This is a genomic window from Legionella qingyii (assembly GCF_003184185.1).
This window is the reverse complement of record NZ_QHJG01000007.1, coordinates 110,645-134,809: the sequence shown is the minus strand read 5'-3', so window position 1 is coordinate 134,809 and position 24,165 is coordinate 110,645. Positions and strand designations below refer to the sequence as shown.

Sequence of the window (24,165 nt, the reverse complement as noted above, 5' to 3'; positions counted from 1 at the left end):
GTCAAACCTTTTAATTATGCTGCGACGATTGAGCGTTTATGCTTAACGAAATATTCAAATTCATCGCGGAAATGCTTAACAAAACTTTGTACCGGCCAAGCTGCTGCCTCACCTAATGCACAAATAGTGCGTCCTTCGATATTATTCGCAACATTGACTAATTTCTCTACATCCCCAGGTTCACCATGGCCTTCCTTAATGCGGTGTAGCAAACGGACTAACCAGCCGGTACCCTCGCGACATGGAGTGCATTGCCCACAAGACTCCTCCATATAAAACTCGGAAATGCGATAAAGTGCATCGACCATACAGGTTGTTTCATCCATAATAATCACAGCACCGGAGCCTAATCCTGAACCTGCCTTTTGTATGCTGTCATAATCCATATTGAGCCCCATCATTACCTCACCAGGTAAAACGGGCATGGATGTACCCCCAGGAATTACTGCTTTAATTTTTCGGCCTTTTGTAACGCCACCTGCCAATTCAAGAAGAGTTTTAAATGGTGTTCCCAAGGGGATTTCGAAATTTCCAGGCTTATTAACGTGTCCACTAACACTAAAACACTTGGCTCCGCCATTATTGGGTTTGCCTATTTTTAAGAACCATTCACCACCTTTTTCCATAATGACCGGAACAGAAGCAAAAGTCTCGGTATTATTTATCGTTGTGGGTTTTCCATATAAACCATAGTTGGCAGGAAATGGGGGTTTAAATCTTGGTTGACCTTTTTTTCCCTCAAGGGAATTAAGCAATGCGGTCTCTTCACCGCAAATATATGCGCCAGCCCCTAAATGATTATATAAATCAAAGTCGATGCCTGTACCTAAAATATTCTTACCTAATAAACCTGCCGCATAAGCTTCTTTTATTGCTGCTTCTGTACGCTCATAGGGCAACCAAAATTCACCGCGAATATAGTTATATCCAACAGTAGCACCCATGGTATATCCAGCAATTGCCATGCCTTCAATGAGTTGATGTGGATTTAATGTAAGTATTTCGCGGTCTTTACACGTACCTGGCTCACCTTCGTCGGAGTTACAAACTACATATTTCTGTACTGGAGTATTACGGTTCATAAAACTCCATTTTAATCCTGTTGGGAATCCAGCTCCCCCTCGACCACGCAGGGCAGATGTCTTTAACTCATCAATAATTAATTGTGGAGAAGTTTGCTCTTTTAATATTTTTCTCCATGCACTGTATCCACCAACACTTTCATAAGCAGATAGTGTCCAAGGCTCTGGTAGATGAAATGTTCGATAACAAACTTGATTTAATTCAACCACGGCAACCACCTCTATCTTTTATTGGTATTGTTCCAACACTTTATCTATAGATTCAGGAGTCAGATTCTCATGATAATCCTTGTCCACCTGCATCATCGGTGCATTAACACAGGCACCTAAACACTCAACAGATCTTAAAGTAAAGCGCCCATCATCTGTGGTTTCACCTAATTTTATACCCAGCTTTTTTTCCAAGTGTTCAACAACCGCAGCTGAATCACGCAGCATACAAGAAATATTGGTACATACATTGATTGAATGTCTGCCAACCTGTTTGTGTTCGTACATTGTATAGAAACTCGCTACCTCATATACGGCAATAGGAGGCATCTCTAGATATTCAGCAACAGCGTCCATTAATTCGGTAGTCAGGTGACCATGCTCTTCCTGGACTATTCGTAGTGCGCTCATTACAGCTGATTGCTTTTGATCTTTTGGATATTTTGCAATCCAGTGATCGATGTCCTTTATTCTTTGAGCTGACACCAATTGATTTAATATTTTTGCTGAATTATCAGACATTTCTAAACCTTTATTAATTTAAATTGCAATTTTATGGGATGTCACTTTAACGTTCGTAAACTGACCGCCCCCAAAATTAACGATCAATTTCACCAAATACTATATCCTGACTCGCTAAAATCGCGACACCATCAGCGATCATATGTCCTCTGGTCATTGCATCATAGCTAGACAAATGAGCAAATCCAGGAGCACGAATTTTCAATCTGTAGGGCTTATTGGCCCCATCAGATACCATATAAATACCAAACTCACCTTTAGGGGCTTCAACAGCACTATATACTTCCCCTCGTGGCAAACAAAAACCTTCTGTAAACAATTTAAAATGATGAATCAATGCTTCCATATCTTCTTTCATTTCTACGCGGCGTGGAGGTGTAATCTTGTGATCATCAATACGAACTGGGCCAGGATTTGCTCTGAGCCATTCGATGCATTGTTTAATAATTCGATTTGATTGTCTTAATTCTTCAACACGAACCAAATAACGATCGTAACAATCTCCAGTTTTACCCACGGGAATATCGAAATCCACACGATCATATGCTGCATAACTTTGTTTTTTACGTAAGTCCCAAGCAACTCCGGAACCACGAAGCATTGGTCCTGTAAAACCCCATTGCAATGCTTCTTCGGGTGAAACAATACCGATATCTACTGTGCGTTGTTTCCAAATTCTATTATCAGTTAATAACGTTTCATATTCATCAACACATCGAGTAAAACGTCCTGTGAATGCCTCGAGGAAATCAAGCAGACTACCGCTGCGCTCTTCGTTAAGCTTTTCAACCTCACGTTCATTATGCCATCTAGATGCTTTATACTTGGGCATAGTATCAGGCAAGTCTCGTGCAACACCACCAGGTCTATAATAGGTAGCATGCATCCGTGCTCCAGATACTGCCTCATAGCAATCGAATAAATCTTCGCGCTCTCTGAAGCAATATAAAAATACGGTCATCGCACCAATATCCAGAGCTATAGCCCCTAACCACAACAGATGATTCAAAATACGAGTTACTTCATCAAACATAGTACGGATATATTGAGCTCGAATAGGCGCTTCTATACCTAAAAGTTTCTCTATTGCGCGTACATAGGCATGCTCGTTGCACATCATGGATACGTAGTCGAGTCTATCCATATAACCGATGCTTTGAATATAAGGTTTTGTTTCTGCTAATTTTTCTGTTGCTCTATGCAGCAATCCTATATGTGGGTCTGCGCGAACTATGGTTTCACCTTCAAGCTCAAGAACTAAACGTAATACTCCATGTGCTGCAGGATGTTGTGGACCAAAATTTAAAGTGTAATTCTTTAATTCAATCATTATTCGCCCCTTTTATCACCAATATACCGGTTATCATTACGAATAACCTTGGGCACCAAAACTCTTGGTTCAATATCTACTGGAGCGTATATGACTTTTTCTAATTTTGCGTCATAGCGCATTTCAACATGACCACTGAGTGGGAAATCTTTACGGAATGGATGTCCGATAAATCCATAATCAGTCAAAATACGTCTTAGGTCTGGATGGCCTTCAAATAAAATACCATATAAATCATAAGCCTCGCGCTCAAACCAATTTGCGCCTTTCCACAAATGATGCACTGAAGGGACAATTAAATGAGACTCATCAACAAATACCTTAACACGTAAACGATGATTCATTTTTGTTGAGAGTAAATGATAAACTACGGCAAAACGGGGTTTATCCAGAGCATAAACTTTAGCTTCTTGACACTCAACACCGCGCGAGAACCCACTTTCTGTTGCTGAATCGGTTTCCCAATCACACTCACCATAAAGCAAATAATCCACGGCGCAAAGATCAATGAGCTGATCAAAACGAAATGCTTCCAGATCACGTAGTTCCAACATCATTGCTTTTAAATTTGATACGTCACACTCAATAGTTACTTCATCATAAGCAACACTTATATCTTTAAATTGGCTTGCCAATTCATGTTTGAGTTGTTCAACCAAATAATCATTTTTTGTTGTCATCTATTTGCACCTTTGATGATCTTAAGCTTCTAGGATTTTTTTATGCCTGATTTTGTTCTGCAATTGAATAATGCCATACAGCAGTGCTTCTGCAGTTGGAGGGCAACCTGGTACATATACATCTACTGGGACAATACGATCACACCCACGAACTACGGAGTAAGAGTAATGATAATACCCACCGCCATTCGCACAAGATCCCATAGAGATAACCCATCGAGGATCAGGCATTTGATCATAAACTTTGCGCAAAGCAGGAGCCATTTTATTGCACAGGGTACCAGCAACTATCATTACGTCTGATTGACGGGGACTTGGACGAAAAATAATTCCGAACCGGTCCAAATCATAACGTGCAGCACCCACGTGCATCATTTCTACAGCACAACATGCCAATCCAAAAGTCATAGGCCACATAGAACCACTACGTGCCCATCCGAGAAGTTTCTCGACTGAAGTCGTTACAAAGCCACTTTTTTGCAATTCTGCAACCGCCATAGTTAGCCTCTAAGCAGTTAAAATATTAATAAAAAAGGTACCACCTCTAATTGTTTTCTTCGTTTGAAGTGACAATCAGAAGTGAGTTATTACGCACATTTAAATTATTCCCACTCTAGTGCGCCTCGTTTCCATTCATAAATAAAACCAATAACTAATAACCCTAAAAACAACATCATTCCAGCAAAACCAAACCAACCAATTTTGCGTAAAGCTAAAGCCCATGGAAAGAAAAATGCAGTTTCCAAATCAAAGATAATAAATAGGATGGCAACTAGATAAAAGCGAACATCAAATGGGATATGAGAACTTTCGAATGCACCAAATCCACATTCGTAGGGAGAATTTTTAGCGCTATCAGGGTTGTGCTTTGACAAAAGAGAACCAGCCCCTATCATTGCCAAGCCCAATGCCAATCCGATAATTATGAAAATTAGAACAGGTAAATATTGAGATAGCATTTTTTCACCTTGCACGGATTAAAATGGTGCCGAAGGCCGGACTCGAACCGGCACGGCTTTCGCCACCGCCCCCTCAAGACGGCGTGTCTACCAATTCCACCACTTCGGCATATTCTTTTTATTAGTAATTACTTACTTTCCTAATCTTCTCTCTGTACTTAAGTCCGGAGAAAAAATTCTTATTTATTACTTCTTACTGTTGTCAACTGGTACTGGAATTGAACTCGCAGGTACACTAGTTTGTTGAGGAATTATTTGTTGATCTGCTTTTTGATATTGAACAGACACCAAATATGACAGCAATAAGCTGGTGATAAAAAAGGTTATCGCCAAACCACCAGTTAATTTAAATAAAAAACCACCTGTCCCTTGGCTTCCAAATATAGTATTCGAAGCGCCCGATCCAAAAGCAGCACCAATATCAGCACCTTTACCATGTTGGATAAGAACTAAGCCTATTAAGGCTACAGCTACGATTACATGAATCATTAATATCAATTGATACATTTCACAATTTCCACAAACTGTTTCGCGTTCAACGATGCACCTCCTACCAAGCCACCATCAACATCTGGCATGGTAAACAATGCTCTGGCATTGTTTTCGTTCACGCTCCCTCCATATAAAAGAGGTAGCCGTTCCGCATCGCTATGATTTATCTCTGCAACCAGCTTTCTAATAAACTGATGTACTTCCTGTGCTTGTTCGGGTGACGCAGTTTTCCCTGTTCCTATTGCCCAAACAGGTTCGTAAGCTACAACACAATCACGAAAACAATTTTTGTCTCGTTCACTTACTGCGAGCAATTGTTTGGCAATTACTTGCTCTGTTTGCCCCTTTTCACGTTCAACCAGCGTTTCACCGACGCAAAGAACCGGTATCATATCATGTTCTTTCACATGGTGGAATTTTTGCGCTACAAAATTTTCATCTTCATGAAAACAATGTCTGCGTTCAGAATGCCCCACCAAAACATAGCGACAGTCGAAATCTTTTAACATAGGCGCAGATATCTCTCCGGTATAAGCTCCAGAGTCCTTCGGATATACATTCTGGGCACCTATTTCAATTTTACATTCAGCAATTATACCCCTAACTTGTGGAATATAAATTGCTGGAGGCATTACTATAACTTGGACATCATTAATAGAGTTAAGCAATTCTTTAAGTTCACTACTTAATTGAATCACTTGCTGCAGCTGGCCATTCATTTTCCAGTTGCCGGCAACTATCTTGTGTCTCATCAGCACACCCCCTCGCTTCAACTGCGGACTATACCCAATCTCATAGCCGATGTGTAGTCTTATCGCGTTTTTTTTATTAAAAGCTACTATATATTAACTACCGTGAGTTTTAATTTTTTACTAAAAACTCAAATTTCTCTCAATTTGACTTATATGATCACACAGCTTTTGTGCATGCTGTTTTACTATAGTTTCATCCATACCTTCTACCATAACACGTAATAAGGGTTCAGTACCTGAAGGTCGAAGTAACACTCTTCCTTCTCCATTTAAGCTTGTTTCTAAAGCCCTAACTATTTCGATTACCTGTGTATGCTCAGCAAGCAAGGCCGCGTAATTGGTTTTTAAATTCATCAAGCTTTGTGGTAATAAATTAATCCCTTCAACTAATTGCTTTAAAGTTTTTCCTTGCTTGACCATAATTGACAATACTTGCAGCGCAGCAACAATCCCATCACCTGTTGTAGTTTTATCCAGACAAACAATATGCCCTGAGGTTTCACCACCTATCTTCCAATCTCTTTCTCGTAGGGCCTCTAAAACGTATCGATCACCTACGCGTGTTCGCACAAAAGGGATACCCAAATTTTTTATTGCGATTTCCAGGCCATAATTGCTCATTTGCGTACCAACTACACCGCCATTTAAGACCCCTCGTTGATGCCTGTCTTTTGCAATAATATAAAGGATTTGATCCCCATCAATTAAACGACCATCTGAATCAATTAATATAACACGATCCCCATCACCATCGAGACCGATACCAATATCCGCGCCTGTACTTATGACCTTCTGTCTTAGCAGCTCTGGAGATGTTGAGCCACAATCTTCATTAATATTAAATCCATCAGGATGATTGCCAATGGATATCACTTCGGCCCCAAGTTCAGAAAATACATTAGGGGCAATATGGTAGGTCGCACCATTTGCGCAATCAACTACAATTTTTAAACCAGATAATCGTGTTAATGAAGGAATCGTTGACTTACAAAATTCTATATAACGTCCACTTGCATCATTAATTCGTGTTGCCTTACCCAAATTTTGCGAAGGCACTGTTTGCATTTTCTTTTCCAGCTCTGCTTCGATTGCTAATTCAACGCTGTCAGGTAATTTACCCCCTTCTGAGGAGAAAAACTTGATTCCATTATCCTGAAACAGATTGTGCGATGCACTAATCACGATACCTGCATTAGCCCTCAGCGTTTGAGTCAAATAGGCAATGGCCGGTGTTGGCATAGGTCCTAACAAAGCAACATCAACACCAGCAGCGGATAGTCCTGCCTCCAGAGCGGATTCCAGCATATAACCTGATACTCTGGTGTCTTTACCAATTACTACTTTTTTGCGATGGCAATTAGCTAGTACTCGACCAACTGCCCAACCCAACTTCAACACAAATTCAGGGTTGATATTAGATAAACCCACATGTCCTCTTATACCATCAGTACCAAAATATTTACGTTGACTCATCCTTAACCACCTCTATCAAGAATTTTAGCTTGCGTGAGCTGATATACATCGGCCTGACTAATCATGGTAATCATATGCAACGCTTGACTTGTTTCATCTACATCATGCGTTCTGATGATCCCCACGCCTTTCAGTGCTGCATAAACAGCAGTCGCGATACTTCCTATCAAACGCTCACCCACCTCTTTATTAAGTACCATCCCTATAGTACTTTTACGTGATACTCCTAAAAGTAGGGGCATCCCAAATGTTGCAAAGCTATCAAGATTTTTGACCAAGAGCAAATTATCTTGTACTTGTTTTCCAAATCCAAAGCCCGGATCCAGAATTATATTGTTTCTTTTAATGCCTTCACGCTCACACTCAACAATGCGTTCCATAAAAAAACGCATCACTTCCGTAAGTACGCCATCTGAATAATATGGGTCATGTTGCATATTGTGTGGCTCTCCTTGCATGTGCATTAAGCAAATAGGAACTGCAAGTTTTGCAGCCATCTCAAGAGCACCTTCTGTGCGTAAAGCATAAATATCATTAATTACATTAGCACCTGCACTTACAGCAGCTTGCATGACCTCCGGTTTATTTGTATCAATTGAAATACAAATATCTGAATTAGCTCGGATTTGTTCAATAACAGGTATGACTCGACTCAATTCCACATCGAGTGGAACATGTTGTGCGCCGGGTCGGGTTGATTGCCCTCCAATATCAATTAAATCAGCTCCTTGACTGATTAAGCGATATGCTTGCTCGCAGGCCATATCCAAGGATAAAAATTTGCCGCCATCAGAAAACGAATCTGGAGTGACATTCAATATCCCCATAATTAAAGGTTTTTGGATCGAGTTATCTGGAGAAGGTTGGCATTGATGCTCAAGCCAACCTGAAAATTGCGTTGGATTCACCTGCTTTTCTCACTAATAATCTCAGTGCTCTTCAGCAGGATTTACGATAACCTCATGCTCTGTTGACTTCTCTGATGGCTGATTAGTCACTTCAGCTCCATCAAGAGGTTTTGATGAGTTCCAATCCTCTGGTGGAGAAGGTTCCTTTCCAGACATAATCTCTTTTATTTGATTGAGATCTATCGTTTCGTATTTAATCAAACTCTGTGCCATTAAATGCAATTTATCCATATTTGAGACCAGAATTTCTTTTGCTCGTTTATAGTTTCGGTCAATAATCGCACGTACTTCATCATCAATTTGCTGCGCCGTTCTGTCTGACATTTCTTTATGCTTATTCATTGAGCGCCCTAGAAATACTTCCTCTTCTTCTTCACCAAAAGTAAGTGGCCCCAGGGTTGAAAGTCCCCAGGTCGTAACCATTTTTCGCGCTATTTCAGTAGAACGCATGATGTCATTCGATGCACCTGTGGTCACGCTTTCGGGTCCAAAAATCAGTTCCTCAGCAATACGACCACCAAACAAACTGGATAATTGGCTTTCCAGACGGCGCTTACTATGGCTGTAGCGATCCTGCTCTGGCAGAAACATCGTCACACCAAGAGCACGCCCTCGTGGGATAATAGATACTTTGTAAACCGGATCATGTTCTGGTACACATAATCCAACAATCGCATGACCTGCTTCATGATAAGCAGTCAACTTTTTCTCATTATCATCCATTACCATGGAGCGTCGTTCAGCTCCCATCATAATTTTATCTTTTGCTTTGTCCAACTCGATCATGTTGACTTTGCGTTTATTGGCACGCGCAGCAAATAAAGCTGCTTCGTTAACCAAATTGGCAAGATCTGCTCCAGAAAACCCTGGAGTTCCCCGAGCAATTGCCATGATGTCTACATTGTTATCTACAGGAACTTTTTGCAAATGCACCCTTAGTATTTGTTCACGGCCGCGAATATCCGGTAAAGGAACTACAACTTGACGATCAAAACGACCTGGCCGTAATAATGCAGGATCTAAAACATCTGGACGGTTCGTTGCTGCAACAACAATAACTCCTTCACTCCCTTCAAAACCATCCATTTCTACAAGCAATTGGTTTAACGTTTGTTCACGCTCATCATGACCGCCCCCAAGACCCGCACCTCGATGACGACCTACCGCATCAATTTCATCGATAAAAATAATACAAGGAGCGTGTTTTTTTGCTTGTTCAAACATATCGCGGACACGAGATGCACCAACACCGACAAACATTTCAACAAAATCAGAACCCGAAATTGTGAAAAATGGCACTTTTGCTTCACCAGCAACTGCTCGAGCCAAAAGGGTTTTACCTGTTCCGGGAGAACCAACTAATAATACACCGCGGGGAATACGTCCCCCAAGATTTTGGAATTTGGTGGGATCACGTAAAAAGTCGACTAGCTCCTTAACCTCTTCTTTAGCCTCATCTACCCCTGCAACATCCGCAAAAGTCACTTTCACTTGATCTTCGCCGAGCAAGCGTGCGCGTGAACGACCAAAAGACATAGCACCTCGGCCACCCCCGCCTTGCATCTGACGCATAAAAAATACCCAAACCCCGATTAAAAGCAGCATTGGGAACCAATTGATAAATAAATGGAGGAGGAAACTTTCTTGTTGTTTCTCTTGACCGCTTACATCGACTTTGCTTTTTAATAACTCACCTAATAAAGCATTATCTTGCATAGGCATGTATGTTACAAAGCGCTTGTTATTTTTAGTCATCCCTTTGATGATTTTATCATCCTCAATGGTGACTGAATTAACCATACCTTGATCGACTTCTTTCAAAAATTGGCTGTAAGAAAGCTTCTCAGCAACCGAGTTTCGAGGGCCGAAATTACTGAAAACTGAAACAAGCACGATCGCTATAATCAGCCATAAAAATAAATTCTTAACCATGTCGTTCAAAGTATTAACCTCGTTAGTGACGTACAGCTTTTATATTATGATCGAATTCTTAAATCATAAAGTTACTATAAATTGTATCCCTTTGCCAGCAAATAGGTTTCTTTTGAGCGAGAGCGAGAAGCTGAAGGCTTTCGAATCACGACTTTCTCAAAAGAAGCTCTTGCTTGTTTTACTAAATCATCAAAACCAGCCCCATGAAAAATTTTAATCAGCATGGAACCACCTGGTTTTAACATTTTTTCTGCAAAATCGAAAGCCAACTCCACCAAATACATAGCTCGTGGGATATCAATTGCAGTAGTACCACTCATATTTGGGGCCATATCTGATAATAACAAGTCAACACTGTGTTCTGGAATTAAATCTTTTAACTTTTGCAGCACTTCATCTTCCCGAAAATCACCAAGAATAAAATCGACATCAGGTAAGGCATCCATGGGCAAAATATCGAGGGCAATTATACGTCCTCGACCTTGCAACCGTTCGGAAACATACTGTGTCCACCCCCCAGGAGCTGCTCCCAGATCAACTACCGTCATCCCTGGTTTGAGCAAGGACTCTTTCTCGTCTACTTCTTTTAACTTGTATATAGCACGGCTGCGATAGCCCTCTGCTTGTGCTTTCTTTACATAAACATCATCAAAGTGCTCTTGCAACCATCGCTTACTGCTTTTAGTACGTTTCATAAATTTATATAGAGTATCAATTTGAACTATGATACTGAATTTCACTACCTTTTCCCAGCAAAACGTGCAATAATTTACCATTTTATCATTGAGCCTCCAAAATAATTGCATTATTGGAGTGAATTTAAGGAACATTACAGTGGATACTGCACTCAAAAAATCGCTTAAAGCCCAAGCACACCATTTAAAACCTGTCGTGCTTCTTGGAGCGAAAGGATTAACTGAAGCCGTTATTGCAGAAACAGATATTGCATTGCTTTCACATGAGCTAATAAAAGTGAAAATTAACGGTGCAGAAAAGGAAGATCGAATCATTATGGCAGATGAGTTATGCCAGCAATTACATGCCGAACTCGTACAAATGATTGGTAATACAGTGATTATGTATCGTAAAAATGAAGAGAAACATAAGTGACAGAACTACGAGTATTGTATAAACTAGAATTTACAGTTTAGCAAAACATATATTCCCTTCAAAAACCAATCTTGATATTAAAAGGTGCTGGTCAAATAAGGGTAAATAAATTATCGTATGGCCCTATGATACTAAAACACATACCAAATGCTCTAACTTTATTGCGTCTCATATTAATCGCGCCTTTTCTATTTTATTTATACAATCACGAGTACGTTATTGCTTTTTATTTATTTATATTTGCTGGATTGAGTGATGGATTGGATGGTTTTTTAGCTCGTAGTTTTAACTGGCAAAGCTTTTTTGGATCTTTTGTTGACCCTCTGGCGGATAAATTATTAATTGCTTCCAGCTTCATCTCTTTGGCCTTAATTGGTGTACTTCCCTGGTGGCTCGTCATTTTGGTTTTCCTCAGAGATGTAACAATTTCCTTAGGAGTAGTTGCCTGGTATCAATTTGTTCGCCGCAAGCTGGATTTTCAACCCACACTGCTCAGTAAAATTAATACTGCATTACAGCTCATTCTAGTTACTTCCTGTTTGTTTGAATTAGCCTATTTTGAATTTTCGCCCTATCTGCTCAATGTTCTGATCATTTTGACGACATTTACTACAGCGATTACTTATATAGATTATATATGGACCTGGGGCAGAAAAGCGTGGTCCAATAAAGAACTATCATAATGAATAAGCAGTTGGCATTAGCGATAAAATTAAACGATGAAGCAACCCTTGTTGATTTCAATTGGGGAAGTAACAAACTGCTGCAACAGCAATTACAGCACATGCTCACTCAGAAAGAAGACCGATTGCTTTACCTTTGGGGAAATTCGGGTAGTGGCAAAACTCATTTATTACAAGCGTGTTGTCAAGCCATTGATTCTCAATCTGCAATCTATCTTCCTTTGACTCTTCTCAAGGAATGGGGTCCACAAGCCATAGAAGGAGTCGAAGAGCAAGAATTAATCTGTATTGATGATATAGATGTTATCGCCAAAGATCCCGAGTGGGAGGAAGCGTTATTCCATTTATATAATAAAATCAAAGATATGGAAAAAAGTATTTTGATCATTTCCGGGAATCAATCACCAACCACAATTCCCATCCAACTTGCTGACTTACGTTCTAGGTTAAGTTGGGGGTTGGTAATTCAATTGATGGAATTAAGTGACGAAGATAAAATTAATACTTTAAAACTGCATGCATTAAAAAGAGGATTCGACTTACCAGAAAGTGTAGGTCAATTCCTTCTCAATAGATGCTCTCGAAATATGCATGACCTGCACAATTTACTCAATCGATTGGATGATGCCTCTCTGGCAGCACAGCGAAAAATAACGATCCCGTTTGTAAAAGATACCCTAAATATTTAACTTTAAACGTTCAATGCAAACCATGGATCATGCGCATTGAAGATTATCGATATAGTATATAAATTACATAAAACAGCACGACTGGTCTATAGGTTCTTGCTCCAAAGAAATTTTCGGTAATAAATCCGCAGGTTCCTGAGGTTTAAGAAAAGAATAATAACTACCACTTGTTCGTATATCAATCACAGTCCGCTCATGAACTGAGCCATCAATGAGCAGTTCATCATGAGCATCAACAGCCTGCTCTGCTTGAGTCACTCTTTTAGCTAATCGAGCCGCGCTAATTATTTTTCTTTTTAGACTCTCTAATTTGTGAATTTCTTTTTTTATCATACTTTTATCACATAACTTCTGTATATTCTCTTCATTGAGGCCAAACCAACTACTTACCAATTTGTCCAATCCAGGACGCTCAACATACCAATAAATGCTAAATGCCGCGAACCCTACTATGACACTAAAAAGTATTACAGGCCAAAATGCGGGTGTTAATGGATTTACAAGAAGACCTGACATAAAGAGGGCTACTGATTGGCCAGCAAAGAAACCACCACCAAAAAACAGAATTCCGGACACGCCGGAAATAAGCGTTTTAGCCATTTTCATGTTCTCACTTTCGAGTGCCATCCCAAATTGCTGACTTGCCTCGGTGAGCAAGCTAAAACGCTTTTGCAACATGGAAATAATACATTCCAGCTGTTTTAAATTATCTTGAGACAAATCCGAAAGATTATATTCATTTATTTTTTTTCTAATGGATTTAATCATTTGTAATTGCAACAAGTATGCATCTAATAACTTATAAGCATCACTCAGTTTAACCCCTAAAGCCTTCGAGACTTTTACCAAGTCAAATCCACAAAAAACAATTACAGAAAGGAAGGAAAATGCAAATCCAGCTGCAAGAATCATTGAGGAGGATAGATTAAAAATACTTAGCATCGTCACAATACCATCAAACCCCTGACATGCGGCGACCAAAATACCTGCGATAGTGAGTAATGTGAATTTGATTTTGTCTATCGGAGTATTGTGTTCTTCCTCTTTGGGTAGCTTAATGTCATCCCCTTTCATCGAAAGGAATAAATCGTGCAACAACGCAGTCCGTAAGGATACAAGAATAAACTCAATTTTTTGCTGTTGCTTCTTTGATTTCCTGGGGTATTTTTGCTCTTTATTTAACCAAGATATCAACGCCGCAAGATCAGCGGATGTAGTAATAGAGCTAAGCTCATGTGAATGGACGTGAGACTCTAATAAATATTTCTTTATTAATTTTTGAGAATGCAGACTGAGTTGGATATTCATTTTTTCATAACAGCTTTCAACGTTACTCCGTAATTACACTGCATAGTACAATAGAACCCCTCGATATGAACATGGTTTATCCAAGTTATCTTAAAAAATGCCTTAATTAATAAACAAATTACTAACAATCTGCAATAGGATTTGTTTTGATCAATTTGCAACCATGGAGTATAATTAATGTGCGAACATTGAGTAAGGAAGCGATTATGAAAAAGCTTATTATCGCAGTATTAGTGTTTGTTCCTACACTTCTTTTAAGCGGTTGTTATGTTACTGCTTATCCTAATAATGGCTATTATTATTCAAGCTATTATCCAAGCTACTCTTATTACTCAGGCTATTATCCAAGCCGTTACTATTATTCTGGCCTAGGCTATTGGGGTAACCGTGGTTGGTATAGAGGTTGGCACGGAGCTGGTTGGCATGGTGGCGGTTGGCATGGTGGTCACTGGAGATAAAACAAATTGAGTCAAGCTAAATTCTGCTATGAATTTAGCTTGACTCATCTTCAATGACTAGGCTCGGTTGACAATTGCTTCATTAGCCTACGCATAAAGGGGCGGAATTAAATGAAATGTCAACTGACTCTAAGGTTTAGATAAAATACATTCTTTTAAAGCTCTATCTCCCTTAATTATGTGTTTTAATTAAGGGATATCTGAATGATGTTCAAATCCGGACTGAAACATATAGCATTTAGATACAGAGTATTCTGCTTCTTTTGTCTCTTGCTGCAAGTCTGTTTTTTTTCCTGAAATATAACGACTTAATCGTGGTGACATTAACCACATGAAGAACGCAATAATTAACGTGACGATGCCAATACAAGCAAATACATGCGTATAAATCATTAAAGATCCGACCCCGGGTTTAATTTGTTCAGGGAGTGCCGTATAAGATGCAACTGTAGCACCAATAAATCCAGCAATTGCGGAAGTTAAAAACCACATTCCCATTACAAACCCGGCAATTTGGGGAGGTACTAATTCCGCAACCATAGCCACTCCAAGCGCCGATACCAATAATTCGCCAATACTTTGAAATAAATAGCTTATGATTAACCACCAGGAAGAAACCATGCCCTGATCTGTGTAAAAATAGCGAGCAAAAAAGAGCATTAAAAAACTTATCCCACACATCGTCATCCCTAAAGAAAATTTATAAGGGATAGAAAACTCTACGCCTTTTTTATGAAGAACGTCATAACAATAAGCCAAAACAGGGCTCATCAATACAATCCAAATAGGATTTAGCGCTTGGAAACTTTGTGCATCAATCGTGATTCCAAAGAAAACTGGGATTACATTATGTACTGCAAATAAATTCAAAGATGTTGGCATTTGTTGATATAAAGTAAAGAAAATGATAGCTTCCAGCATCAATGCCAAAGCAACCAACATACGCATTTTGATAATTTTGCTTTCTTTACGGATCATGAAGAGGTAATAAACAATTACCGTAATGGTAATAAACCAAAACAAGTTTTTTGTAAGCATCACATGCTGTAATAAATACGCAGAACTCGCTGTGAGACAGACTATCCCAATCAGTATCATAAGCCACTGGAACAACGAGATTATTCGTTTGTCCGCATCAGTATTGATATGGGCAACAAATTGATGTTGAAGCCAATAATTTGCCAAGCCAATTAATAAACCGATTGCGCTCATCATATAAGCATAAGAATAACCATAGCGACTTGAGATTGCTGGGCCAGCAAATAATGCAATCATACTTCCCAAATTGATTGCCATATAATACAAGGTAAAACCACCATGCAAACGCGGATCATTTGCTTCGTAACACTTAGCAAGTAAATTCGATGGATTTGCTTTAAACAAACCATTCCCTACACAAATTAATCCCAGTGCAAAAAATACATGTTCCTTGTCGGTAAGAGCTAAAGAAAAATACCCCGCTGCCAAAACAATAAGCCCTAGAACGATGGTACGTTTGGTGCCTAATACTCTGTCCCCTAAATACCCACCAATAACCACCATACCGTAAACCAAAGCCGAATAAGCACCAAATGTATAATAAGAAATCGTATCGCTATACCCCAAATGACGAATAAAAAATAAAGTTAAAATCCCTTGAACAGTGTAAAACCCGAACCGCTCCCATAATTCCAACATAAAAATCATGTGAAATGCACGGGGTTGCTCGCGAAGTATATTCACCATGAGTTTCTTCCTTTAGAGGGTAAGTTTTTAAGTTAAAGGAGTTTTTAATTTTTTGCAATGAGCGATAGACTAAAAAAACAGATGCGCGAAAATAAAGTAATTTTTTTCCAATATAAACGAGAACTTGCTAATCGAGTATAAACTCAACTATATTTCTTCATAGAGACCAAATCAATGCGATAAAAAAAATCATTATGTCTAAAAAAGCCCTTTACTTGGCAGGTGGTGGTGCTCGAGGCGCTTATCAAGCCGGAGTTTTAAAAGCAATTGGCCACATATTACAAGTTAAAACATTACCTTTCGAAATGGTCAGCGGCGTAAGTGTGGGAAGTATGAATGCAGCGGTGCTTGCGGAAAATGCCGATGACTTTCCCACGGCGCTTGATAAGCTGGAGACTATTTGGAGTGAAATTCATTGCCAACAAGTCTATAAAGCCAGTAACCTTGCATTAAGTAAATCAGTAATGCGCAACATGAGCACAATGATGATTAAGCAACGGCAAGCGGCTCATTTACTTGATACTACGCCACTTAGAGAAATGATAGCAGATGGCCTTGATTTTAATAAAATTGCACAAAATATAAGTGGGGGCTATCTCGAGACTCTAGAAATAATCAGCAATTGCTACGAAACTCGCCAGACTATTTCTTTTTACGAGCACAATAATCCTGAATTTATGGACTGGAATTACCCGCGACACGGCAGCAAGCGTGTTAGTTTCCAGGCAGAGCATATCTTAGCATCCAGTGCCCTGCCTTTATTTTTTCCAACAGTATTACTTGATGGCTTTCATTATGGTGACGGTAGTGTGGGTCTGGCTGCGCCGCTTCGCGGATCTATTCGTTTTGAAGTCGACAAAATTCTAATTGTAGGAACCCGAGCACTACCTACATTTGTTGAGCAGGAAACGTTACGTAATCATGATGACATTCCTTTTTCTCATATTTTTGGGAACATGTTAAATGCTCTGTTTTTAGACAATCTTGATCGTGATATTGAAATGGTCAATCGAATGAATGAAATAGCGATGTTGCTGTCAATGTGGAAAAAACGTCGCTCTCCATGGCGCCCCATTACTACTTTGCATTTACGTCCTAGCAAAGACTTAGCTCCTTTAGCTCAAATACATTTTAAAGCCCTACCCACTTTGCTCCGCTACCTCCTCAATATTTTAGGAGAGAAAAAACATTCTGGAGATCTTTTAAGTTTTGTTCTTTTTGAACGAGACTACACGCGTGAATTGCTTGAGCTAGGTTTTCAAGACACCATCAATAACGCCAAAGAAGTTATGGCTTTTTTTGAGTAATCGCGCCATAAAACAATGTTTAACTCGGGTTCAGCTCTGCAACACCCGGGTTAGGGCTTTACCTTCGCAGGCTACATTGATGTACGTAATAATGTCAGAACCTCTTCAGTTTCCGGCATAATTCCGTGCCAGATAAAAAAGGACTCAGCAGCTTGTTCAACCAACATGCCTAAACCATCCACTGCCTCACAACCTAATCCTCGTGCATATTGAACAAAAGCCGTAATATCATTTTGCTTATAAGACAGATCATAACAAAATGGTTTTGCTGACATACATTCTGCAGGTAACGCTACAAACTCGCCTGCCAAACTGGCAGAAGTTGCATTAATCACCAATTCAAACGGTCCTTCAACCTCATGAAGACTCAAACATTTTGTTTGCGGGAAAGCACGCTGGAACTCCTCCGCTTTAGCTAAAGTTCGATTAGCGATGACAAGCTCCGCAGGATGATGTTCCAGTATAGGATAAACTATTCCACGAGCAGCCCCTCCAGCTCCTAATATTAATACCCTCTTGTTTTCCACAGCGATATACCGATGCAAATCACGAATAAATCCAACACCATCGGTATTGTCCGCATGCAATTGATTTGCTTCCATCCACAATGTATTCGCCGCTCCAGCTTTTGTACAGCGTAAGCTACATTGTTGTGCCATCGCAAAAGCTCTCTGTTTGAATGGCAAAGTAACATTAAGCCCCTTGCCATCCAGAGTAAAAAAATCAGATACTTGTTGCTCAAAAGTTGAATCATCGGCCTTAATTTTTTCATAAGTCAGTTGCACTTTCACTTGTTTGGCAAAATACTGATGAATTATCGGAGATAAACTATGCGCTATGGGATTACCAATAACTGCAAAACGCTGACTCATTATATGCTCCTACTCTGGTGAATTGTTACCTTATTGCCAATACGTTGACAGCAAAAAGCTTATCAATCAACTTTGAGCTGGCAAATTATCAAGTAGCCAGCCGTATTTCCAATAAAATAGTTCAAAAATTGATTTTTCTTGAAAAAACCTCTTCTCTCTACAAATAATTAAATTAACTGAGCTTTTTTGTCTATCAATATCTCCCAATGATACTGAAAAACAAAGAAGCATAATAAGATACTCTTGTTGAGTTAAGGAAAATTCAATGGGCGACTTTTCCGAAAATGAACAACATATTTTAAAAAACTGTCCGCTATTAAATCATTTATCTGATGAAAACTATCAAGCATTCATCGAGATCTCATCAAGGTCTACTTTTGGAAAAGGCCATATTTTGCTTAAAGAAGGAGAGCTAAATGATGACTTTTTCATTATTGTTTCTGGAACTGTCGGACTTTATAAAAAAGAAAATAAAACGTCTACTCCTGAATTGATAGGAACTCTGACCACAGGGGAAACAATTGATGAAATGAGAGTTATACAAAACCGCACCTGCGCCCTGACTGTAATTGCAATTGAGACAACCGTTGTACTGCAAACATCTATAAGCAAATTACATGCTTTGGAAAAGCATCAGTGCCATGGTGCAATTGTAGCGTCAGTCATAAAAATAATTAGCGACCGTTTGCTACACAGCAATGAAACCATTCTCAATAAGATACATGAAAAAAAGAGAAAAAATAAACAAATTCTTTATGTTTTGTTTGGTGCACTTGTTTTGTTTATTTTTTTATGTGAAGTAGGTTTAGGCCTGTATTACACGTTAAATCCTACTAATTTTTGTAATGATTTGAACTCAATTCCCGCTGAAAATACTAAAGTCGCATTATAGCCTGGGTTATGGCCTCGCCTAACCCAGACTAAAAAAAACTCGTTAACTCACCATCAAACTTTTAGAAACTACTTCAGCCAAATCGCGTGATAATTCCAACTTATCCAACTGTTCTAATTGATTTCGCATCAAAGCCTGCCTGGTTTTATCATAGCGCATCCAGCGAGTAAACGGATTAGCCAACCGTGCTGCAATTTGTGGGTTAATTTTGTCCAGGGTCACTAACATTTCAGCTAAGAAGGAATAGCCACTTCCATCCAAGGCATGAAAATTACGCGGATTTCCCATACAAAATGCACCAATCAAGGCTCGAACTTTATTAGGGTTCTTAATACAAAACGCAGGATGTTTTAATAACACTTTTACATGGGTTAAAGTTTCCGGTAACTCACAAGTCGCCTGAATAGTAAACCACTTATCTAAAACCAAATCATCTTTGGACCATTGCTTATAAAAATCATCAATTGCTTGTTCGCGTAACCCTTGATTCGTGCAATTAACTAATAATGAAAAACTGGCAATTTGATCAGTCATAGTTTGTGCAGCTATAAATTGCTGTTGGCATATGTCTAATGTTGAAGCTTCCTTAGCTTTCATCATCAGCCAAAGGCAGACATTGCGTAATTTTCTACGTCCATAAGCAGGGCCATTCATACGGTGATCTTCAATTTCCCACAACTTTTGATACAATGATTGGGCCGCTTCATACAAATACCAACCTAATTGTTGGTGGAAAAAATCACGGACGTTTTCTACAGCACTCACATCCACACATTCTAATCGCGTAGCAATATCCTCAAATCCTGGAGGAGTTAATAATTCTGCACGAAGATCGGCATCCAATGACTCATCAAGCAATACATGTTGCAAAGCAGAAATTAAATCAGACGGAATTTGCCATTTGCTCGATGGTTCATGCAAGCATTCCTTAATACAGTTCAGAATGAGGTTTTGGGCAGCATCCCATTTAGCATAGCCATCTACCTCATGTCGCAATAGAAAGAGCAACTCGTCCTGACTCAAATCGTGTTTCAATTTAATAGGGGCCGAGAACTCACGTAATAATGAAATGACCGGTTTTTCGCTCAAACCAGTAAAGGTAAAACTCTGCTCCACATCCTTTAACTCCAAAATGTCCCGCTCAACTGGCATTTGATGCCCATTAGAGTCAAATAAGGCAACTTGAATGGGGATATGGAATGGTTTTTTATCATGGCATTCAGGAGTTGCAGGACAACTTTGTTTCATTTTTAAGGTCAATTGCCCTTTCACATACTCACTGGTAACTGTTACTTCCGGAGTTCCTGCCTGGCTATACCATCGTTTAAATTGAGTCAAATCAATATCATTGGCATCTTCCATTGCAGCAACAAAATCATCAATAGTGACCGCCTGACCATCATGACGTTTAAAATATAAATCCATGCCACGTCGAAAGCCTTCCTTGCCAAGCAGCGTATGCTGCATGCGGATTACTTCAGCACCTTTATTGTAAACCGTTGCAGTATAAAAATTGTTTATTTCCTGATACGACTCAGGTCGCACCGGGTGTGCCATTGCTCCTGCATCTTCTGGAAATTGAGCGCTTCGCAATATTCTGACATCCATAATGCGATTCACGTCTCGTGAGTTCATATCCCGAGAGAATTCCTGATCCCGAAAAACTGTTAGTCCTTCTTTCAAACTTAACTGAAACCAGTCACGGCAAGTAACTCGATTACCGGTCCAATTATGAAAATATTCATGGGCAACCACACCTTCGACATCCGCAAAATCTTGATCCGTTGCAGTATCAGGGCGAGCAAGAATGTATTTGGAGTTAAAAATATTTAATCCCTTATTCTCCATCGCCCCCATATTGAAGTCACTAACCGCTACGATCATAAAAATATCAAGGTCATATTCACGACCATAGACTTCTTCATCCCAGCGCATAGATTTTTTCAAAGACTCCATTGCATGAGCACATTTATCTTCATTTCCTGGCTCAACATAAATACGCAAATCAATAGTTCGACCAGAACACGTAACAAACTGATCGTGAACACAAGCTAAATCCCCGGCAACTAAAGCAAATAAATACGATGGTTTTTTAAAAGGATCATTCCAAACCACCCAATGACGTCCATCCATAGTCGAACCGGATTCGATCAAATTTCCATTGGATAATAGGATAGGATATTGCTTTTTATCTGCAGAGATACGCGTAGTATAAGTGGCTAAAACATCCGGCCGGTCAAGGAAATAAGTGATGCGTCGGAAACCTTCTGCCTCGCATTGCGTACAAAATAGATGATTCGAGCGATAAAGTCCGGATAATTGCGTGTTATTTTGCGGGTAAATACGCGTTACTATATTCAATATAAGTTCATCAGGGCAATTTTCGATAATTAACCCATCATCGCGCACAGTATAAGCCGATGGTTCCAGCTTTTGGCCATTCATATGCACGCTAATCAATTCCAACTCATCTCCATATAAGTGCAAAGGACCTTTATGTTGACGGATTAATTTGAGTTCACTATGGACCAATGCGTGATCATCATACAAGTCAAAATTTAAATTCACAGTCTCCACTGTAAAAAAAGGGGGCTGGTAGTTTTTTAAAAAAACGGTTGTGTTAGGCATGATCATTACATCCTATGCAAAATGCGATTAAGTTTATTGAGTTATATAACAATTTTTCTAGTTTAGCCTATAATGATTATAAAGGGGTAACTTCTTAGGTCAATCTTTATAAATGGAACGAAGTTAGCTGAAAATTCATTTATTGCATTTACCAGTAAAATGCAATAAATGTAAAGTAACACTATATATCCTTATATTAAGGATAAAAGGGGATGGCACATGAATACTCAAGACTTTTTAACCGGTTATACCAAACGCTTTGTAGATAACAAAGAAGAAGAGATGAGTTTGGAGGAATACCTGGAGTTGTGTAAAAATGATCCGTCTGCCTATGCCAATCCAGCAGAACGCTTATTAATGGCTATAGGCGAACCAGAGATGATCGACACGCGCCATGATCCTGTTTTATCCAGAATTTTTTCCAATAAAATCATTCCTCGTTATACTGTATTTCAAGATTTTTATGGCATGGAAGAGCCCATTGAGCAAATTGTTGGTTTTCTTAAGCATGCAGCCCAAGGCTTGGAAGAAACCAAACAAGTACTTTATCTCTTGGGACCTGTTGGTGGGGGGAAATCTTCTATTGCTGAAAAATTAAAAGACTTGATGGAAAAAACACCATTTTATGCCATCAAAGGTTCGCCTGTCTTTGAATCTCCTCTGTCCTTATTTAATCCGGTTGAAGATGCTGAGTTACTTCAAGAGCGTTTCGGGATCCCGTCCCGATACTTGCGTTACTTAATGTCACCATGGGCGGTCAAACGATTACATGAATATAATGGCGATATCAGTAAATTTAGAGTAGTTAAAGTCAGACCTTCACGTTTAAAACAGATTGCCGTTGCCAAGACAGAACCAGGCGATGAAAACAATCAGGATATTTCCTCATTAGTTGGTAAAGTTGATATTCGTAAACTGGAAGAATTTTCTCAAGATGATCCAGACGCATACAGTTATTCTGGTGGCCTATGCCGAGCAAACCGCGGTCTTTTAGAGTTTGTTGAAATGTTTAAAGCGCCAATCAAGGTGCTACACCCCTTATTAACTGCTACTCAGGAAGGCAATTACAATGCGACTGAAGGATTATCTTCCATTCCATTTGAAGGAATTATTTTAGCGCATTCAAATGAATCAGAATGGCAATCATTTAGAAACAATAAAAATAATGAAGCGTTTATAGACCGTATCAACATTGTCAAAGTGCCTTATTGCCTCCGTGTTTCTGAAGAAACTAGAATTTATCAAAAACTCATTGATAACAGCTCTCTGACTCATGCGCAATGCGCCCCGGGTACTTTGGACATGCTGGCGCAATTTTCAGTCTTAACCCGTTTAAAAGAGCCACAAAACTCCAGCATTTATTCCAAAATGCGGGTGTACAATGGTGAGAGTTTAAAAGACACCGACCCCAAAGCAAAATCATATCAGGAATATCGTGACTTCGCCGGTGTTGATGAAGGAATGAGTGGCGTATCAACCCGCTTTGCTTTCAAAATTCTTTCCAAAGTGTTTAATTTTGATCATAGTGAAGTCGCCGCAAACCCCGTACACTTAATGTACGTTCTGGAACGTCAGATTGAACAAGAACAATTTCCACAAGAAGTACAAGAATCGTACTTGGCCTTTATTAAAGAATATTTGGCGCCCAAGTATGTTGAGTTTATTGGCAAGGAAATTCAAACCGCTTACTTGGAATCCTATTCTGAGTATGGTCAAAATATTTTTGACCGCTACATAACTTATGCTGATTTCTGGATTCAAGACCAGGATTATCGAGATCCAGATACCGGTGAAATTTTTGACCGTGCTTTATTAAACCAAGAACTGGAAAAAATAGAAAAGCCCGCAGGGATATCAAATCCAAAAGATTTTCGTAATGAAGTGGTGAATTTTGTTTTACGCGCTCGAGCTAATAATCGTGGCAAAAATCCTGTGTGGAACAGTTATGAAAAATTAAGATCCGTGATTGAGAAAAAAATGTTCACCAATACGGAAGATTTGTTACCTGTTATTTCTTTCAATGCTAAAGCATCTGAAGATGACAAGAAAAAACATGAAGAGTTCATTTCTCGAATGATCGATAAAGGTTATACACGCAAACAAGTACGCTTGCTTTGCGAATGGTATTTGCGAGTACGTAAGTCACAATAATA

23 protein-coding genes and 1 tRNA gene are annotated in these 24,165 nt (G+C 39.3%); 7 read left to right on the top strand and 17 right to left on the bottom strand.

The window, feature by feature from the left end:
* Positions 1-14: 14 nt before the first annotated feature.
* The 13 genes from nuoF to rlmE form a co-directional block, all read right to left on the bottom strand.
* The gene (gene nuoF / locus DGG96_RS05905) at positions 15-1,292 is read right to left on the bottom strand and encodes an NADH-quinone oxidoreductase subunit NuoF (protein WP_165831584.1); all 1,278 of its coding nucleotides are present in this window, start codon (positions 1,290-1,292) and stop codon (positions 15-17) included.
* 18 nt (positions 1,293-1,310) lie between these two features.
* Positions 1,311-1,814 (bottom strand): NADH-quinone oxidoreductase subunit NuoE, encoded by a 504-nt coding sequence (gene nuoE, locus DGG96_RS05900; protein WP_110142029.1) that lies wholly within the window; start codon positions 1,812-1,814, stop codon positions 1,311-1,313.
* Between the two features lie 76 nt (positions 1,815-1,890).
* Positions 1,891-3,144 (bottom strand): NADH-quinone oxidoreductase subunit D, encoded by a 1,254-nt coding sequence (locus DGG96_RS05895; protein ID WP_110142028.1) that lies wholly within the window; start codon positions 3,142-3,144, stop codon positions 1,891-1,893.
* Positions 3,144-3,824, bottom strand: a complete 681-nt coding sequence (locus tag DGG96_RS05890) for an NADH-quinone oxidoreductase subunit C (protein ID WP_110142027.1) — start codon at positions 3,822-3,824, stop codon at positions 3,144-3,146. Before DGG96_RS05890 ends, DGG96_RS05895 begins: the two co-directional genes overlap by 1 nt.
* A gap of 21 nt (positions 3,825-3,845) precedes the next feature.
* Positions 3,846-4,322 (bottom strand): NuoB/complex I 20 kDa subunit family protein, encoded by a 477-nt coding sequence (locus tag DGG96_RS05885; protein WP_058467432.1) that lies wholly within the window; start codon positions 4,320-4,322, stop codon positions 3,846-3,848.
* 104 nt (positions 4,323-4,426) lie between these two features.
* Positions 4,427-4,783 carry an NADH-quinone oxidoreductase subunit A gene (locus DGG96_RS05880; RefSeq protein WP_110142026.1) on the bottom strand — a complete coding sequence of 119 codons (357 nt, stop codon included), beginning with the start codon at positions 4,781-4,783 and terminating at the stop codon, positions 4,427-4,429.
* Positions 4,784-4,807: 24 nt separating this feature from the next.
* Positions 4,808-4,892 (bottom strand) — tRNA-Leu (locus tag DGG96_RS05875).
* A 77-nt stretch (positions 4,893-4,969) separates the two neighbouring features.
* Positions 4,970-5,290: a preprotein translocase subunit SecG gene (gene secG, locus DGG96_RS05870; protein ID WP_110142025.1), complete on the bottom strand. Its 321-nt coding sequence runs from the start codon at positions 5,288-5,290 to the stop codon at positions 4,970-4,972.
* Complete coding sequence (gene tpiA / locus DGG96_RS05865; RefSeq protein WP_110142024.1) at positions 5,278-6,027, bottom strand: triose-phosphate isomerase; 750 nt, start codon at positions 6,025-6,027, stop codon at positions 5,278-5,280. The genes secG and tpiA overlap by 13 nt, the downstream gene beginning before the upstream one ends.
* 120 nt (positions 6,028-6,147) lie before the next feature.
* Positions 6,148-7,500, bottom strand: a complete 1,353-nt coding sequence (glmM, locus tag DGG96_RS05860) for a phosphoglucosamine mutase (RefSeq protein WP_110142023.1) — start codon at positions 7,498-7,500, stop codon at positions 6,148-6,150.
* A 2-nt stretch (positions 7,501-7,502) separates the two neighbouring features.
* The gene (gene folP, locus DGG96_RS05855) at positions 7,503-8,408 is read right to left on the bottom strand and encodes a dihydropteroate synthase (protein ID WP_110142022.1); all 906 of its coding nucleotides are present in this window, start codon (positions 8,406-8,408) and stop codon (positions 7,503-7,505) included.
* A 21-nt stretch (positions 8,409-8,429) separates the two neighbouring features.
* The gene (ftsH, locus tag DGG96_RS05850) at positions 8,430-10,340 is read right to left on the bottom strand and encodes an ATP-dependent zinc metalloprotease FtsH (protein ID WP_165831586.1); all 1,911 of its coding nucleotides are present in this window, start codon (positions 10,338-10,340) and stop codon (positions 8,430-8,432) included.
* 74 nt (positions 10,341-10,414) lie between these two features.
* On the bottom strand, positions 10,415-11,035 hold the full coding sequence (gene rlmE, locus DGG96_RS05845) for a 23S rRNA (uridine(2552)-2'-O)-methyltransferase RlmE (protein ID WP_110142060.1): 621 nt from the start codon (positions 11,033-11,035) through the stop codon (positions 10,415-10,417).
* Positions 11,036-11,174: 139 nt separating this feature from the next.
* Here rlmE and yhbY point away from each other — a divergent pair, with 139 nt between their 5' ends.
* From yhbY to hda, 3 genes are all read left to right on the top strand, one after another.
* The gene (yhbY, locus tag DGG96_RS05840) at positions 11,175-11,450 is read left to right on the top strand and encodes a ribosome assembly RNA-binding protein YhbY (protein ID WP_110142020.1); all 276 of its coding nucleotides are present in this window, start codon (positions 11,175-11,177) and stop codon (positions 11,448-11,450) included.
* 125 nt (positions 11,451-11,575) lie between these two features.
* Positions 11,576-12,133, top strand: a complete 558-nt coding sequence (locus DGG96_RS05835; RefSeq protein ID WP_110142019.1) for a CDP-alcohol phosphatidyltransferase family protein — start codon at positions 11,576-11,578, stop codon at positions 12,131-12,133.
* On the top strand, positions 12,133-12,822 hold the full coding sequence (gene hda, locus DGG96_RS05830) for a DnaA regulatory inactivator Hda (protein ID WP_110142018.1): 690 nt from the start codon (positions 12,133-12,135) through the stop codon (positions 12,820-12,822). Before DGG96_RS05835 ends, hda begins: the two co-directional genes overlap by 1 nt.
* 63 nt (positions 12,823-12,885) lie before the next feature.
* Here the strand turns inward: hda and DGG96_RS05825 are convergent, their stop codons facing one another.
* Complete coding sequence (locus DGG96_RS05825) at positions 12,886-14,130, bottom strand: hypothetical protein (protein WP_110142017.1); 1,245 nt, start codon at positions 14,128-14,130, stop codon at positions 12,886-12,888.
* Between the two features lie 206 nt (positions 14,131-14,336).
* Between DGG96_RS05825 and DGG96_RS05820 the strand changes: the two genes are divergently transcribed.
* Positions 14,337-14,588 (top strand): hypothetical protein, encoded by a 252-nt coding sequence (locus tag DGG96_RS05820; RefSeq protein ID WP_110142016.1) that lies wholly within the window; start codon positions 14,337-14,339, stop codon positions 14,586-14,588.
* Between the two features lie 189 nt (positions 14,589-14,777).
* Here DGG96_RS05820 and DGG96_RS05815 read toward each other — a convergent pair whose 3' ends face one another.
* A complete protein-coding gene (locus DGG96_RS05815; RefSeq protein ID WP_110142015.1) occupies positions 14,778-16,313 on the bottom strand; it encodes an oligopeptide:H+ symporter in 1,536 nt (511 codons plus the stop codon).
* Positions 16,314-16,507: 194 nt separating this feature from the next.
* On the opposite strand from DGG96_RS05815, the gene DGG96_RS05810 reads away from it, so the two are divergent.
* The gene (locus tag DGG96_RS05810; RefSeq protein WP_110142014.1) at positions 16,508-17,620 is read left to right on the top strand and encodes a patatin-like phospholipase family protein; all 1,113 of its coding nucleotides are present in this window, start codon (positions 16,508-16,510) and stop codon (positions 17,618-17,620) included.
* A 71-nt stretch (positions 17,621-17,691) separates the two neighbouring features.
* On the opposite strand, the gene aroE is transcribed toward DGG96_RS05810, so the two are convergent.
* Positions 17,692-18,492 carry a shikimate dehydrogenase gene (gene aroE / locus DGG96_RS05805; RefSeq protein WP_110142013.1) on the bottom strand — a complete coding sequence of 267 codons (801 nt, stop codon included), beginning with the start codon at positions 18,490-18,492 and terminating at the stop codon, positions 17,692-17,694.
* A gap of 265 nt (positions 18,493-18,757) precedes the next feature.
* Between aroE and DGG96_RS05800 the strand changes: the two genes are divergently transcribed.
* Positions 18,758-19,384, top strand: a complete 627-nt coding sequence (locus tag DGG96_RS05800) for a Crp/Fnr family transcriptional regulator (protein WP_110142012.1) — start codon at positions 18,758-18,760, stop codon at positions 19,382-19,384.
* A 42-nt stretch (positions 19,385-19,426) separates the two neighbouring features.
* On the opposite strand, the gene pepN is transcribed toward DGG96_RS05800, so the two are convergent.
* Positions 19,427-22,012 carry an aminopeptidase N gene (gene pepN, locus DGG96_RS05795; RefSeq protein WP_165831583.1) on the bottom strand — a complete coding sequence of 862 codons (2,586 nt, stop codon included), beginning with the start codon at positions 22,010-22,012 and terminating at the stop codon, positions 19,427-19,429.
* 219 nt (positions 22,013-22,231) lie between these two features.
* On the opposite strand from pepN, the gene DGG96_RS05790 reads away from it, so the two are divergent.
* Positions 22,232-24,163, top strand: a complete 1,932-nt coding sequence (locus tag DGG96_RS05790) for a PrkA family serine protein kinase (RefSeq protein ID WP_110142010.1) — start codon at positions 22,232-22,234, stop codon at positions 24,161-24,163.
* Positions 24,164-24,165: the final 2 nt, after the last annotated feature.

Coding starts and splice junctions, on each gene's coding strand:
- nuoE (WP_110142029.1), bottom strand. CDS start 1,814: ATGTCTGATAATTCAGCAAAAATATTAAATCAATTGGTGTCAGCTCAA.
- DGG96_RS05895 (WP_110142028.1), bottom strand. CDS start 3,144: ATGATTGAATTAAAGAATTACACTTTAAATTTTGGTCCACAACATCCT.
- DGG96_RS05890 (WP_110142027.1), bottom strand. CDS start 3,824: ATGACAACAAAAAATGATTATTTGGTTGAACAACTCAAACATGAATTG.
- DGG96_RS05885 (WP_058467432.1), bottom strand. CDS start 4,322: ATGGCGGTTGCAGAATTGCAAAAAAGTGGCTTTGTAACGACTTCAGTC.
- DGG96_RS05880 (WP_110142026.1), bottom strand. CDS start 4,783: ATGCTATCTCAATATTTACCTGTTCTAATTTTCATAATTATCGGATTG.
- secG (WP_110142025.1), bottom strand. CDS start 5,290: ATGTATCAATTGATATTAATGATTCATGTAATCGTAGCTGTAGCCTTA.
- tpiA (WP_110142024.1), bottom strand. CDS start 6,027: ATGAGACACAAGATAGTTGCCGGCAACTGGAAAATGAATGGCCAGCTG.
- glmM (WP_110142023.1), bottom strand. CDS start 7,500: ATGAGTCAACGTAAATATTTTGGTACTGATGGTATAAGAGGACATGTG.
- ftsH (WP_165831586.1), bottom strand. CDS start 10,340: ATGGTTAAGAATTTATTTTTATGGCTGATTATAGCGATCGTGCTTGTT.
- rlmE (WP_110142060.1), bottom strand. CDS start 11,035: ATGAAACGTACTAAAAGCAGTAAGCGATGGTTGCAAGAGCACTTTGAT.
- DGG96_RS05835 (WP_110142019.1), top strand. CDS start 11,576: ATGATACTAAAACACATACCAAATGCTCTAACTTTATTGCGTCTCATA.
- hda (WP_110142018.1), top strand. CDS start 12,133: ATGAATAAGCAGTTGGCATTAGCGATAAAATTAAACGATGAAGCAACC.
- DGG96_RS05825 (WP_110142017.1), bottom strand. CDS start 14,130: ATGAATATCCAACTCAGTCTGCATTCTCAAAAATTAATAAAGAAATAT.
- DGG96_RS05820 (WP_110142016.1), top strand. CDS start 14,337: ATGAAAAAGCTTATTATCGCAGTATTAGTGTTTGTTCCTACACTTCTT.
- DGG96_RS05815 (WP_110142015.1), bottom strand. CDS start 16,313: ATGGTGAATATACTTCGCGAGCAACCCCGTGCATTTCACATGATTTTT.
- DGG96_RS05810 (WP_110142014.1), top strand. CDS start 16,508: ATGTCTAAAAAAGCCCTTTACTTGGCAGGTGGTGGTGCTCGAGGCGCT.
- aroE (WP_110142013.1), bottom strand. CDS start 18,492: ATGAGTCAGCGTTTTGCAGTTATTGGTAATCCCATAGCGCATAGTTTA.
- DGG96_RS05800 (WP_110142012.1), top strand. CDS start 18,758: ATGGGCGACTTTTCCGAAAATGAACAACATATTTTAAAAAACTGTCCG.
- pepN (WP_165831583.1), bottom strand. CDS start 22,012: ATGCCTAACACAACCGTTTTTTTAAAAAACTACCAGCCCCCTTTTTTT.
- DGG96_RS05790 (WP_110142010.1), top strand. CDS start 22,232: ATGAATACTCAAGACTTTTTAACCGGTTATACCAAACGCTTTGTAGAT.